The following is a 14,107-nucleotide window of genomic DNA, read 5'->3' on the forward strand; positions in this document are numbered from 1 at the left end:
TCGGCCGGCCGACCGGCAACCGCGTCAGGTCTGGTACACCTCGTACGGCTCCAACATGCACTTGGACCGCCTGTCCTTCTACATCAGGGGTGGGAAGCCTCCCGGCGCTGCGAGACGGTACCCGGGATGCCGGGACCCACAAATGCCCTCCCGATCCATCTCGATCGAGCTGAACGGTGCGATGTACTTCGCCACCGAGTCCCCCGTGTGGGGAGGTGGCAGGGCCTTCTACGACCCGTCAGCGGATGGACGCGTGTTGGCAAGAGCGCACCTGGTCTCGGCCACCCAGTTTTCTGATATCGCAGCTCAGGAGATGTACCGGGAGCCTGGTGAGTGCCTCGATCTCGCAGAAGTGATTGCTAGCGGCCGGTCGGTGCTGGGGGATGGCCGCTACGAAACCCTCGTCTGCGCTGGGCAAGTTGAGGGCTTGCCCGTGCTCACGTTCACCGCTCCCTGGAGCATGAGCGACGTGTCATGGAACCCACCGTCCGCCGCATACGTGCGCTATCTGGCCGCAGGTCTCCTGTCTGCGGACACCTGGGACCTTGAGGCAGTCGCTTCATACGTGGCGGCCTGCCCCGGGGCGACCGGTCATTGGTCAGTCCAGGATGTAATCGACCTGATCAGTGATGACAGCAGCTAGGCCCGAACTGAGGTATGCCGCCGGGCACTATTCCCGCGCGTGACCAGCAGGAAGCGCTCCGTGGGCGTACGCCAACCGGTACGCCAACAGCAGCGCACAAACACAGCTACCGGCCGTCACCCACTCCCCCGCGACCACGCCCCGCCCCACCAGGACACGGCCTGAAAAGCGGAAGGTCGCCGGTTCGACCCCGGCCCCAGCCACAACCGCCCTCACCAGGGCATGAGCCCCTCTCCGTCACCATCGGGGAGGGGCTCTTTCGTGCCGTACGGGGCAGCGGCTAGTCGTTCCCGTTGCCCTGCCGCGAGCGGGAATTCCGGCTCGCGCTGCGGGTCAGTTCGCTGCCGAGCAGCGTCACCCTGGCCACACCGCGTGCCCAGCGCGGGGCGTCCCCCCGGGCCGCCCAGAAGACGCAGACGCAGCCGCCGATGACGAGCAGAACGACGACCGCCAGTATGGCCACGAGCATGCTCAACCCCCTGTTTCGTGTGATGGTCCGCGTCATCCTGTCAGGCGGACCTCACCTCCCGCAGGCCACAGGCCACAGGGCCCTGGTGGCACAGCCGAGTCCGCCGGAGCGGCAGGCGCGCGGCTAGGCCGACGCCACGCCCTCCCGGGGGCCGACCCACCGGGTCAGGGCGGTCAGCAGCGCGTCCTGGTCGTGGTCGTCCGCGGCCCAGGCGACATAGCCGTCCGGCCGTACCAGCAGCAGCGCCGGTCCCCGGGGACTCGCCGGGGCGACGGTGATCAGCCGCTCGCCCCAGCCCGTCACCTCGGGGCACCGGCCGACGAGGACGAAGCGGCAGGCGCGCAGTGCCTCGTACAGCCGCCGCGCGGTGCCGGCGCCCGGGGCGAGGCGCAGGTCGGGAGCGCGCCGGCCGGTGTACGGGTGCGCGCCGCGCGGCGCCGGATAGGCGATGGAGATCCCCGTCGCCTCGGCCGCGAGACGGTCGGCCAGGGGTGGCAGCGCGGCGGCGGCGCGCGAGGCCAGGTTCATGGCGGTGCGCAGCACAGGCGTGTGGATCAGTGCCAGCCGCATCATCCTGCCGCTGTCCCGGATCACCTTCCGGCCGATCGGGTGCCGCTCGGTCTGATACCCGTCGAGCAGTTCCTCCGGAGCCCGCCCCCGCACCACCGCGGCCAGCCGCCAGGCCAGGTTGGCGGCGTCCTGCAGCCCGGTGTTCATGCCCTGACCACCCGCCGGCGAGTGCACATGCGCGGCGTCGCCCGCGAGCAGCACCCGGTCGAGCCGGTAGCGCGGCGCCTGACGCTCGTCGGTCTGGAAGCGGGAGAGCCAGCGCGGGTCGTGCATGCCGAAGTCGGTCCCGAGGGCCTTGCGGGTGATGGTCCGCACGTCCTCCAGATCGAGCGGGGCCTCCACCGGCAGCTGCTTGGCACGGTCCCAGGCGACCACCCGGTGCCAGCCGTCGCCCAGCGGGGAGACGAAGGCGATCCCGTCCCGGACCGCGTTCGCCAGCGGCATGCCCTGCGGCACGTTCAGGCGGACGTCGGCGAGCATCACCGAGCGCAGGGCCGCCCGGCCGGGGAACGGAAAGCCCAGCGCCCTGCGCACCACGCTGTTCATGCCGTCCGCACCGACCACATAGCGGGCGCGCCAGGTGTGGACGGTGCCGTCGAACCGGCGTACGGACACGCTGACGCCGTCGGCGTCCTGGCGGAGTCCGGTGACCTCCGCGCCGAGCCGCACGTCGGCGCCGAGCGCCCCGGCCCGTTTCGCCAGCACCGCCTCGGTCTCGTGCTGCGGGGTCAGCAGCATGTACGGGAACCGGCTCGGCAGGCGCTTCAGGTCCAGCTGGGCGTCCCCGATCATCTGCAGTGTGCCGATCCGGACCCCGCGGGTGACGAGTTCGTCGGCGACGCCCCGGGCGTCCAGCAGCTCGAGCGTGCGCGCGTGGACCGCGAAGGCACGGGTGAGCAGCGACTCCTGGGCGCGGCGCTCCAGCACGGTGACGGACACCCCCGCCGCGGCAAGGTCTCCCGCGAGCATCAGACCGGTGGGACCGGCCCCCACGATCAACACTTCGGTGGCTTCAGGCATGGGACGGGAGGCCCTCCAATCAGGTGCGGCTGCCGTACGGCCTCACCGCCCATGCAATCCCCGCCCGAACGAGAAACGGTCAAACCTCACTCCGCGGCGACGCGGCGACGCGGCGAGGGCGGCGAGGCCCGCGCCGCCTCCCGCCGCACCCCGGGACAAAAGCGTTAGCCACGAATTTCCCGAGGATGAGATCCTGGATCCCGTATGTCTACGCACTCCGCCCCCGCCCTCGGCGCCCTCGCCCCCCGCCTGACCGAGCTGTCCCTGCGCGACGCGCACCGGCTCGGGCGCAGGCTCGAAGGTGCGCGCAAGATCCGTAAGCCGGAGGCCAGGGCCGCCGTGCTCGCCGAGATCGAGGCGGAGATCGCCAAGGGCGAGGAGCGGATGGCCGGCCGCCGGGCCCGCGTGCCCGAGATCACGTACCCCGAGCAGTTGCCGGTCAGCCAGAAGAAGGACGACATCGCGGCCGCGATCCGCGACCACCAGGTCGTGATCGTCGCCGGCGAGACCGGCTCCGGCAAGACCACGCAGATCCCCAAGATCTGCATGGAGCTCGGCCGGGGCGTGCGCGGCATGATCGGGCACACGCAGCCGAGAAGGATCGCCGCCAGGACCGTCGCCGAGCGCGTCGCCGAGGAACTGAACACCCCCCTCGGCGAGACCGTCGGCTGGAAGGTCCGCTTCACCGACCAGGTCGACCCCGAGGCCACCTTCGTCAAACTGATGACGGACGGCATCCTGCTCGCCGAGATCCAGACCGACCGCGAGCTGCGCGCCTACGACACGATCATCATCGACGAGGCCCACGAGCGGTCCCTCAACATCGACTTCCTGCTGGGCTACCTCGCCCAGCTGCTGCCCAAGCGCCCCGACCTCAAGGTCGTCATCACCTCGGCGACCATCGACCCCGAGCGCTTCTCACGGCACTTCGGCGACGCCCCGATCATCGAGGTCAGCGGCCGTACGTACCCGGTCGAGGTCCGCTACCGCCCGCTCCTCGAAGAGGACGGCGACGACGCCGACCGCGACCAGATCACCGCGATCATCGACGCCGTCGAGGAACTGCAGAAGGAGGGCCAGGGGGACATCCTCGTCTTCCTCTCCGGCGAGCGGGAGATCCGCGACACCGCGGACGCCCTGACCAAGAAGAACTACCGCTTCACGGAGATCCTGCCGCTCTACGCCCGGCTCTCCCACGCCGAGCAGCACCGCGTCTTCCAGCCGCACACCGGCCGCAGGATCGTTCTCGCCACGAACGTCGCCGAGACGTCCCTGACCGTCCCGGGCATCAAGTACGTCATCGACCCCGGCTTCGCCCGCATCTCGCGCTACAGCCACCGCACCAAGGTCCAGCGCCTGCCGATCGAGCCGGTCTCGCAGGCCAGCGCCAACCAGCGCAAGGGCCGCTGCGGCCGTACCTCGGACGGCATCTGCATCCGCCTCTACAGCGAGGACGACTTCAACGCCCGCCCGGAGTTCACGGACGCGGAGATCCTCCGGACGAACCTCGCCTCCGTCATCCTGCAGATGACCGCGGCCGGCCTCGGCGACATCGAGAAGTTCCCCTTCATCGACCCGCCGGACCACCGCAACATCCGCGACGGCGTGCAGCTCCTGCAGGAGCTGGGCGCCCTCGACCCGGCGCAGAAGGACCCCCGCAAGCGGCTCACCGACACCGGCCGCAAGCTCGCCCAGCTGCCCGTCGACCCGCGCCTGGCCCGCATGGTCCTGGAGGCCGACAAGAACGGCTGCGTCCGCGAGGTCATGGTCATAGCCGCCGCGCTGTCCATCCAGGACCCGCGCGAACGCCCCGCCGACAAGCAGACCCAGGCCGACCAGCAGCACGCCCGCTTCAAGGACGAGACCAGCGACTTCCTGGCCTACCTCAACCTCTGGCGGTACATCCGCGAGCAGCAGAAGGAACGCGGCTCGTCCTCGTTCCGCCGGATGTGCAAGCAGGAGTACCTCAACTTCCTTCGCATCCGCGAATGGCAGGACATCTACTCCCAGTTGCGCACGGTCGCCAAGCAGATGGGCATCCACCTCAACGAAGACGACGCCCCGGCCGACCGCATCCACGTCTCCCTCCTCGCGGGCCTGCTGTCCCACATCGGCATGAAGGACGTGAAAGACGGCGCGAAGAACGACTACCTGGGGGCCCGCAACGCCAAGTTCGCGATCTTCCCCGGCTCGGCGCTCTTCAAGAAGCCCCCGCGCTTCGTGATGTCCGCCGAACTCGTCGAGACCTCGCGCCTGTGGGCCCGCGTCAACGCGAAGATCGAGCCGGAGTGGGTCGAACCCCTCGCCCAGCACCTGATCAAGCGCACCTACAGCGAGCCGCACTGGGAGAAGGACCAGGCGGCCGTGATGGCGTACGAGAAGGTCACGCTGTACGGCGTGCCGATCGTGGCGCAGCGGAAGGTCAACTACGGCCGGATCGACCCGGAGATCAGCCGGGAGCTGTTCATCCGGAACGCGCTCGTCGAGGGCGACTGGCGCACGCACCACAAGTTCTTCGCGGACAACCGCAAACTCCTCACCGAGGTCGAGGAGCTGGAGCACCGCGCCCGCCGCCGGGACATCCTCGTCGACGACGAGACGCTGTTCGACTTCTACGACCGGCGGATCCCCGAACACGTGGTCTCCGGCGCGCACTTCGACTCCTGGTGGAAGCGCAAGCGGCACGAGCAGCCCGAGTTCCTCGACTTCGAGCGCGAGATGCTCATCAACGAGAAGGCGGGCGAGGTCACCAAGGCCGACTACCCCGACTCGTGGCGGCAGGGGAACCTCAAGTTCCGTGTCACCTACCAGTTCGAGCCGGGCGCGGACGCCGACGGCGTGACCGTCCACATCCCGCTCCAGGTCCTCAACCAGGTCACGGACGAGGGCTTCGACTGGCAGATCCCGGGTCTCAGGGAGGAACTGGTCACGGAGCTGATCCGCTCCCTGCCCAAGCCGATCCGCCGCAACTACGTCCCCGCGCCCAACTACGCGAAGGCCTTCCTGGACAAGGCGGTCCCGCTCCAGGAGCCCCTCACCACCACCATGGCCCGCGAGCTGCGGCTCATGGTCGGAGTGCCCTTCGACGCCGAGGACTTCGACTGGGACAAGGTGCCCGACCACCTCAAGATCACCTTCCGGATCGTCGACGAGCGGCGCCGCAAGCTGGCCGAGGACAAGGACCTGGAGGCGCTGAAGCTCCGGCTGAAGCCGAAGGCGCGCAAGGCCCTCTCGCAGGCGGCAGCGGCGACGGCCGAACGCCAGGGCGGCGAGTCCCTGGAGCGCAAGGGCCTCACCGACTGGACGATCGGCACGCTCACCCGCGTCTTCGAGACGCGCAGGGCCGGCCAGCCGGTCAAGGCGTACCCGGCGCTGGTCGACGACGGCGACACGGTCTCGGTCCGCCTCTTCGACACCGAGGCCGAGCAGGCCGAGGCGATGTGGAAGGGCACGCGTCGGCTGATCCTGCGCAACATCCCGGTGAATCCCGCCAAGTTCGCCTCCGAGAAGCTGACGAACGCCCAGAAGCTGGCCCTGTCCGCGAACCCGCACGGCTCCATCCAGGGCCTCTTCGACGACTGCGCGACGGCCGCCGCCGACAAGCTGATCGGGGACTTCGGCGGACCGGCCTGGGACGAGGAGTCGTACCGCAAGCTCTACGACAAGGTGCGCGCCGAGATCGTCGACACCACCGTCCGCACGGTGGGCCAGGTGCAGCAGGTCCTGGCGGCCTGGCAGGCCTGTGAGCGCCGCCTGAAGGCCGTACGCAGCCCCGCCCTGCTGCCGAACCTCCAGGACGTACGGGGGCAGCTGGACGCCCTCGTGAAGCCGGGCTTCGTGACGGAGGCCGGGCTGCGTCGCCTGCCGGACCTCATGCGCTACCTGGTGGCCGCCGACCGGCGCCTGCAGCAGATGCCGACGAACGTCCAGCGGGACACGACCCGCATGGAGAAGGTCCACGAGATGCGGGACGAGTACGCCTGGCTCCTGGAACAGCTGCCGCAGGGCCGTCCGGTGCCGCCGGCGGTCCTGGAGATCCGCTGGATGCTGGAGGAGCTCCGCGTCAGCTACTTCGCCCACGCGCTGGGCACGGCGTACCCCGTCTCCGACAAGCGGATCGTGAAGGCGATCGACGCGGCGGTGCCGTAACGGCGTGCGCACGCAGGGTGAGTTCGACCAGGGGCCCACCCTCCTGTACAGTCTCTTCTCGCAGCGCAGCACAAGAAAAGCGCCGCGAAACCTGGTCCTGTGGAGCAGTTTGGAGTGCTCGCCACCCTGTCAAGGTGGAGGCCGCGGGTTCAAATCCCGTCAGGACCGCATCGCAAGAGCCCGGATCTTCGGATCCGGGCTCTTTTTCACGCGCTCTGACCTTCGAAGAAGCCCTCTGGGCCCCCTCACGCCGTCTTGACGCCCCCTCATTCCCTAGGTACCCCAGAACCAGGGCCGTTCCCCGTACGGCCCCCTGGAGGTGGCGTATGGCGGCATCGGCTAGGCACGAGACGCGGGCCCTGCTCCGCGCGCACCTGGCGGCCGCGTCGTCGTACCGGCATCTCACGCGACACTGCCCGATCTGCCACCACCTGCTGCGGCTCGCGATGGAGTCACCGCCGCGTGCCGCCCGGGCCTCGGCCCCGGCCACCGAGGAGACCGTCCAGGGCGAGAGCCCCGCGCCCGCGTGAGCGCCGGCGGCCTCAACACCCGCGCGGACAGGGGGTGCTGGAGCCACGGGCTCCTCTACCGTACGAACGCCAGGGCTAACAAGCCGCTTGGTATGTGATGGGTGTCACCGCATGAGTTCAGGAAAGTGCGGTACTTACCCGCCTCCTACAACAGGTCAATTTAATATGTGCAATTGCACCCCACTCCGGGCGCCGCGCACAGGGGATCCGACACCCCTCCCCAGACTCCGACAAGGCCGCTCACAGCAAGGCAGGCACACCCACAGTCGGCACACAAAAAAGATCGCGCTGGACCCGGCGGAGTCCAGCGCGACCGACGACGCACCCTGTTACGTGCCTACAAAGCTCTGACCGGCTTGGGCGTGGGGCCTGTTGGGGCAGGACCCGCGTCGCTTGGAGCTGTGGTTCCGGACGTCACGGCCAGTGGGGGACCGGCCGGTTTGCCCGGTTATTCAGTTGTTCAGGCCTCGCTGCGCTGCTGCGGAATGCCCGCGAGCAGAGCGCGGACCTCGGCCTCGCGGTAGCGGCGATGCCCGCCGAGCGTGCGGATCGACGTGAGCTTGCCGGCCTTCGCCCACCGCGTGACCGTCTTGGGGTCGACGCGGAACATGGTGGCGACCTCAGCCGGGGTCAGCAGCGGCTCGGCATCAGGGGTGCGAGCGGTCATGAGCGGCCTCCTCGGGAGAACCGAACCTTCTCGGTTCTTTCCTCTAAATTCTGCACCTTGACCCGCGTTGCCCGAAATGGCGGACGCGAGTCGAGTCGGTTATAGGACGAACGGCTTGTCCTCGGCACTACAACTACACCATCTGTCCAGCCGCGTCGGCCAAACCGATGGAATTGCCCCTCCAGGTGTTCATCAGCGACGGAAGCCGATGGACCATGCCATAGCGGACAGTCACGCCACTGTGACGATCAGTCACAGGACGATCAGGAGTCACCAGACCCCCCAAAGCGTGCAATGCTGAGATTCCACCCATAGTGCAGCACTACGGGACGGAAGGAGCCCTCCCCGGACTCCTTGTCCTATTTTGGCATGAGGAGGGGCAAGGGGCGCAAGGGCCACGTACGTGTAGTCCGTCACGCTTGGCCTACTTGAGAGGTACGCCCGGATCGGGTCCTACGTCCCTTGCTGACGAAGCCTCAGGAAACGCACAGTCCGCTGCAGGAACTCGGTGCGAGGACGAAACCCCAAATCGGGCGGTTCGTCAAACGTCAGTTCGTTACCGACCACGAGCGCTCCGTACGGAACGCGAGGTCAGAGGTCAGTTCGCCGACCGCAGATCCCGTACGGAACGCCACCGCTCCACGAGCCGGGCGTACGCCGCCCCCGCGGCCGTGCCGTCGCCCCGGCGCAGCGCGGCGATGCCCTCGGCCACGTCCGCCGCCGAGTGGTCGTCCTCCAGGGCGCCGGCCGGCAGGGCGTGCACCAGGCCGCCGTAGTCCAGCTCCACGAGCGAACGCGGGTGGAACTCCTCCAGCCAGCGCCCGACGTCCATCAGGCCGTCGATCAGCGGCCCCTCGTCCATGGCCTCCCGCAGGGCCCGCAGGCCCCGGGCCACGCGCCGCCGGGCCTGGACCATGGGCGTGCGGTAGCGGAGCACGGGCGGGCTGTCGACCGAGGCGCCCTTGTCGTACTCGCGCTCCTCGTCGGAGACGAGCACGAACCAGTTGATCGGCACCTGCCAGGTCGCCGTACGGATCCACGGCCGGGCGTCCGGGTTGATCGCCAGCCAGCGCTCGTAGTCCTGGGCGGCCTGGCGGCGCAGGACGGGCGGCAGGACCGCGTCCAGGACCGGCGGCGGCAGCTCCTCCGAGAGCTCCTCCAGGGCCAGCCAGCCGCGCAGCCGGGTGCGCCAGGGGCAGACGCAGACGACCCCGTCCACGTCGAGCACGAAGGCGTCCTCGCTCTCGTGCACCGGCACCGGGACCGGCGGAGTGGGCGCCAAGTCGGCCAGGGCGCGCCGGAGTTCGTCCTGGTACGAGGGGCGGTCCGGGCGGCGGGCGTAGCGGGCCCAGTGGCCGCGCTCCGGCTCGGGGAAGGCGGCCAGCGGTTCGTACACGCGCAGATAGCTCGCGTAGGGGACGATCACCGAGGACACCTTGGGCACGCCTGCTCCCTCCCCCGCGCACCGCCGTGAAAACCTGCGGAACCCACTCACGATCGCGCGGGAAATCTATGCAAATCGTCGCACGGCTGTACTCCGGTCGGAGGTGATCCTGTGCACTGTGCGGTCGGCGGGCCGAACAGGCTCTAATCTCATGCTCAACAGTCCCCGCCACCCGCACGGGAGCTGGTCTCCACCCGCCGCAACTTACTCAGGAGTCACCACAGTGACCGACGTAACCGGCGCACCTGCTGATGTACTGCACACCCTGTTCCACTCGGACCAGGGGGGTCATGAGCAAGTCGTGCTCTGCCAGGACCGCGCGAGCGGCCTCAAGGCCGTCATCGCCCTCCACTCCACCGCCCTGGGCCCCGCGCTCGGCGGTACGCGCTTCTACCCGTACGCGACCGAGGCGGAGGCCGTCGCCGACGCGCTGAACCTCGCCCGCGGGATGTCGTACAAGAACGCCATGGCCGGGCTCGACCACGGCGGCGGCAAGGCCGTGATCATCGGCGACCCGGAGCGGATCAAGACCGAGGAGCTGCTGCTGGCCTACGGCCGGTTCGTGGCCTCGCTCGGCGGCCGGTACGTCACCGCCTGCGACGTCGGGACGTACGTGGCCGACATGGACGTCGTGGCCCGCGAGTGCCGCTGGACGACCGGCCGCTCCCCGGAGAACGGCGGCGCCGGGGACTCCTCCGTCCTCACCGCCTACGGCGTCTACCAGGGCATGCGCGCCTCCGCGCAGCACCTGTGGGGCGACCCCACCCTGCGCGGCCGCAGGGTCGGCATCGCCGGCGTCGGCAAGGTCGGCCACCACCTGGTCGACCACCTGCGCGACGAGGGCGCCGAGGTCGTCGTGACGGACGTGCGCGAGGAGGCCGTGCGCCGGGTCCTGGACCGGCACGCCGAGGGCGTGACGGCGGTGGCCGACACCGAGGAGCTGATCCGGGTCGAGGGCCTGGACATCTACGCCCCGTGCGCGCTCGGCGGGGCGCTGAACGACGACAGCGTGCCGGTGCTGACCGCGCGGGTGGTCTGCGGCGCCGCCAACAACCAGCTCGCCCACCCGGGCGTGGAGAAGGACCTCGCCGACCGCGGGATCCTCTACGCGCCGGACTACGTGGTGAACGCCGGCGGCGTCATCCAGGTCGCCGACGAGCTGCACGGCTTCGACTTCGAGCGGTGCAAGGCGAAGGCGTCGAAGATCTACGACACGACGCTGGCCATATTCGCACGTGCGAAGGAAGACGGCATTCCGCCGGCTGCCGCGGCCGACCGGATCGCCGAGCAGCGGATGCACGACGCGGCCCTGGCGCGCCGGGCGCGCTGACCCCCGGGCCGACCGGAACCGCCGCCGCGGTTTCGCACGTTTGGCCGGTACCCGTCGGTGGGCAGTTAGAGAGAACTCTCACTTCTACCGGCGGGTCGACCGCCGATAAGTGGTTAAAATCGCGGTTGACCAGCGAGGACGGGGCGCCTCGAAGGTCCTGGGCGCGGGCACGTCATGCGGGCGACGTACCGTATGGGCGCGGGCTCAGGTACCGTGGAAGCCCTACGGACCGGTCTCTCTACGGAGAGTCCGTGCCGGACCATGAACGCGTGTCAAGACTCTGGGGCCGTCGAGCCCCGTCGTTGAGGGGGTCGAGCCATGGGGCGCGGCCGGGCCAAGGCCAAGCAGACGAAGGTCGCCCGCCAGCTGAAGTACAACAGCGGTGGGACTGACCTCTCACGCCTGGCCGAGGAGCTGGGCGCATCGACGTCGAATCCGCAACCGCCGAACGGCGAGCGGTTCGAGGACGATGAGCACGACGACGACCTGTACGCACGGTACGCCGACCTCTACGAGGACGACGACGAGGACGAGGACGGCCAGTCCCCGCAGCATCGTCGCGGCGCTTGACCTTGCACTGAGCACTTGCCCGGTCGGTGACCTCGGTCACCGACCGGGTTCTGTGCTGCCTTCGGGTCTTCAGTCGGCGTAGTCACCGATCAGGGCGGCACCCGTGGTGTGCTCGCCCCGCTCCGTGATCTCTCCTGCCACCCAGGCGTCCACGCCGCGGTCGGCGAGGGTCGCCAGGGCCACCTCGGTGGACTCCTGGGGCACGATCGCGATCATGCCGACGCCCATGTTCAGGGTCTTCTCCAGCTCCAGGCGCTCGACCTGACCCGTCTTGCCGACGAGGTCGAAGATCGGGGCCGGGGTCCAGGTGGAGCGGTCGACGATCGCGTGCAGGTCGTCCGGGATGACCCGGGCCAGGTTCGCCGCGAGTCCGCCGCCGGTGACGTGGCTGAAGGCGTGCACCTCGGTGGTGCGCATCAGGGCCAGGCAGTCCAGCGAGTAGATCTTCGTCGGCTCCAGCAGTTCCTCGCCGAGGGTGCGGCCGAGTTCCTCGATGTGCGCGTCCAGGGCGAGGCCCGCCTGGTTCAGCAGGACGTGCCGGACGAGGGAGTACCCGTTCGAGTGAAGACCGGAGGACGCCATGGCGATCACCGCGTCACCCGTACGGATACGATCCGCGCCGAGCAGCCGGTCGGCCTCCACGACGCCCGTACCGGCGCCGGCGACGTCGAAGTCGTCCTCGCCCAGCAGGCCCGGGTGCTCGGCCGTCTCGCCGCCGACCAGGGCGCAGCCGGCCAGGACACAGCCCTCGGCGATGCCCTTGACGATGGCGGCGACCCGCTCGGGGTGGACCTTGCCGACGCAGATGTAGTCGGTCATGAACAGCGGCTCGGCGCCGCAGACGACGATGTCGTCCATGACCATGGCGACCAGGTCGTGGCCGATCGTGTCGTAGACGCCGAGCTGCCGGGCGATGTCGACCTTGGTGCCCACGCCGTCCGTGGCGGAGGCGAGCAGGGGCCGCTCGTAGTTCTTGAGCGCGGAGGCGTCGAAGAGGCCGGCGAAGCCGCCGAGGCCGCCGAGGACCTCGGGGCGCTGGGCCTTCTTCACCCACTCCTTCATCAGCTCGACGGCGCGGTCGCCCGCTTCGATGTCGACGCCCGCGGCTGCGTAGCTGGCACCAGTTGTCTCAGACATGGCTAATGAGAACCTTCGTGTCGTACAGCAGGTAGTGCGGACCGTCTACGGACGGCGGATCGCGTCGGCGGCGGCCGTGGCGGCCGGGCCGGCGGCCAGCTCCGTCTCCAGCAGCTGCTTGCCGAGCAGCTCGGGGTCGGGCAGCTCCATCGGGTACTCGCCGTCGAAGCAGGCGCGGCACAGGTTCGGCTTGGCGATGGTGGTCGCCTCGATCATGCCGTCGATGGAGATGTAGGCCAGGGAGTCGGCGCCCAGGGAGGTGCCGATCTCGTCGATCGTCATGCCGTTGGCGATGAGCTCGGCGCGGGTGGCGAAGTCGATGCCGAAGAAGCAGGGCCACTTCACGGGCGGCGAGGAGATCCGGATGTGGACCTCGGCGGCGCCGGCCTCGCGGAGCATGCGGACCAGGGCCCGCTGGGTGTTGCCGCGCACGATCGAGTCGTCGACGACGACCAGGCGCTTGCCCTTGATGACTTCCTTCAGCGGGTTCAGCTTCAGGCGGATGCCCAGCTGGCGGATGGTCTGCGAGGGCTGGATGAACGTACGGCCGACGTAGGCGTTCTTCACCAGGCCGGCGCCGAAGGGGATGCCGGAGGCCTCCGCGTAGCCGATGGCGGCGGGGGTGCCGGATTCCGGGGTCGCTATCACCAGGTCGGCCTCGACCGGGGATTCCTTCGCGAGCTTGCGGCCCATCTCCACCCGGGAGAGGTACACGTTCCGGCCGGCGATGTCGGTGTCCGGGCGGGCCAGGTACACGTACTCGAAGACGCAGCCCTTGGGCTTCGCTTCCGCGAATCGGGAGGTGCGCAGGCCGTTCTCGTCGATGGCGACGAACTCGCCCGGCTCGATCTCGCGGACGTAGGAGGCGCCGCAGATGTCGAGGGCGGCGGACTCGGAGGCGACGACCCAGCCGCGCTCCAGGCGGCCGAGGACCAGGGGGCGGATGCCCTGCGGGTCGCGGGCCGCGTACAGGGTGTGCTCGTCCATGAAGACGAGGGAGAAGGCGCCCCGGACCTGCGGGAGAACGCTGTGGGCGGCCTCCTCGATGGTCAGCGGCTTGCCGTCCTCGTCCGTCTGGGCCGCGAGGAGCGCGGTGAGCAGGTCGGTGTCGTTGGTCGCCGCGACGCGCGGGGTGCGGCCGCCCTCCTGCTTGGGCAGGTCGGCGACCATCTCGGCGAGCTGGGCGGTGTTGACGAGGTTGCCGTTGTGGCCGAGCGCGATGGAGCCGTGCCCGGTGGCGCGGAACGTCGGCTGGGCGTTCTCCCAGACGGACGCGCCGGTGGTCGAGTAGCGGGCGTGTCCGACCGCGATGTGTCCCTGGAGGGAGCCGAGGGAGGTCTCGTCGAAGACCTGGGAGACCAGGCCCATGTCCTTGAAGACGAGGATCTGCGAGCCGTTGCTGACCGCGATTCCCGCGGATTCCTGGCCTCGATGCTGGAGGGCGTAGAGCCCGAAGTACGTGAGCTTGGCGACCTCTTCGCCCGGAGCCCAGACACCGAAGACGCCACAAGCGTCCTGGGGGCCCTTCTCACCGGGGAGCAGGTCGTGGTTGAGTCGTCCGTCACCACGTGGCACGCC

At 69.6% G+C, this 14,107-nt stretch carries 11 protein-coding genes and 1 tRNA gene; 6 read left to right on the forward strand and 6 right to left on the reverse strand.

What is annotated here, in order from left to right; translation table 11 throughout:
• Positions 1–142 precede the first annotated feature (142 nt).
• Positions 143–643 (forward strand): histone deacetylase, encoded by a 501-nt coding sequence (locus C1703_RS18765; RefSeq protein ID WP_343236399.1) that lies wholly within the window; start codon positions 143–145, stop codon positions 641–643.
• A 280-nt stretch (positions 644–923) separates the two neighbouring features.
• Here C1703_RS18765 and C1703_RS18770 read toward each other — a convergent pair whose 3' ends face one another.
• The gene (locus C1703_RS18770; RefSeq protein WP_114253959.1) at positions 924–1,112 is read right to left on the reverse strand and encodes a hypothetical protein; all 189 of its coding nucleotides are present in this window, start codon (positions 1,110–1,112) and stop codon (positions 924–926) included.
• 123 nt (positions 1,113–1,235) lie between these two features.
• Positions 1,236–2,702 carry an FAD-dependent monooxygenase gene (locus tag C1703_RS18775; RefSeq protein WP_114253960.1) on the reverse strand — a complete coding sequence of 489 codons (1,467 nt, stop codon included), beginning with the start codon at positions 2,700–2,702 and terminating at the stop codon, positions 1,236–1,238.
• Positions 2,703–2,906: 204 nt separating this feature from the next.
• On the opposite strand from C1703_RS18775, the gene hrpA reads away from it, so the two are divergent.
• The 3 genes from hrpA to C1703_RS18790 all read left to right on the forward strand — a co-directional run bounded on the left by hrpA (position 2,907) and on the right by C1703_RS18790 (position 7,381).
• Complete coding sequence (hrpA, locus tag C1703_RS18780) at positions 2,907–6,851, forward strand: ATP-dependent RNA helicase HrpA (protein ID WP_114253961.1); 3,945 nt, start codon at positions 2,907–2,909, stop codon at positions 6,849–6,851.
• Between the two features lie 93 nt (positions 6,852–6,944).
• A tRNA-Asp gene (locus tag C1703_RS18785) sits at positions 6,945–7,019 on the forward strand.
• A 158-nt stretch (positions 7,020–7,177) separates the two neighbouring features.
• Entirely contained in the window at positions 7,178–7,381 is a 204-nt protein-coding gene (locus C1703_RS18790; protein WP_114253962.1) for a DUF6274 family protein, read from the forward strand.
• Between the two features lie 460 nt (positions 7,382–7,841).
• On the opposite strand, the gene bldC is transcribed toward C1703_RS18790, so the two are convergent.
• On the reverse strand, positions 7,842–8,048 hold the full coding sequence (bldC, locus tag C1703_RS18795) for a developmental transcriptional regulator BldC (protein ID WP_003949541.1): 207 nt from the start codon (positions 8,046–8,048) through the stop codon (positions 7,842–7,844).
• Positions 8,049–8,646: 598 nt separating this feature from the next.
• The gene (locus tag C1703_RS18800; protein WP_114253963.1) at positions 8,647–9,492 is read right to left on the reverse strand and encodes a hypothetical protein; all 846 of its coding nucleotides are present in this window, start codon (positions 9,490–9,492) and stop codon (positions 8,647–8,649) included.
• Positions 9,493–9,715: 223 nt separating this feature from the next.
• Between C1703_RS18800 and C1703_RS18805 the strand changes: the two genes are divergently transcribed.
• Together C1703_RS18805 and C1703_RS18810 are read left to right on the forward strand one after the other, a co-directional pair.
• The gene (locus C1703_RS18805; RefSeq protein WP_114253964.1) at positions 9,716–10,822 is read left to right on the forward strand and encodes a Glu/Leu/Phe/Val dehydrogenase dimerization domain-containing protein; all 1,107 of its coding nucleotides are present in this window, start codon (positions 9,716–9,718) and stop codon (positions 10,820–10,822) included.
• Between the two features lie 318 nt (positions 10,823–11,140).
• The gene (locus C1703_RS18810) at positions 11,141–11,392 is read left to right on the forward strand and encodes a DUF3073 domain-containing protein (RefSeq protein WP_114253965.1); all 252 of its coding nucleotides are present in this window, start codon (positions 11,141–11,143) and stop codon (positions 11,390–11,392) included.
• Between the two features lie 69 nt (positions 11,393–11,461).
• Here C1703_RS18810 and purM read toward each other — a convergent pair whose 3' ends face one another.
• A complete protein-coding gene (gene purM, locus C1703_RS18815; protein WP_114253966.1) occupies positions 11,462–12,529 on the reverse strand; it encodes a phosphoribosylformylglycinamidine cyclo-ligase in 1,068 nt (355 codons plus the stop codon).
• A 45-nt stretch (positions 12,530–12,574) separates the two neighbouring features.
• Entirely contained in the window at positions 12,575–14,104 is a 1,530-nt protein-coding gene (purF, locus tag C1703_RS18820; protein ID WP_114253967.1) for an amidophosphoribosyltransferase, read from the reverse strand.
• Between the last annotated feature and the right edge of the window lie 3 nt (positions 14,105–14,107).

Source organism: Streptomyces sp. Go-475, from assembly GCF_003330845.1.
Classification (GTDB): domain Bacteria; phylum Actinomycetota; class Actinomycetes; order Streptomycetales; family Streptomycetaceae; genus Streptomyces.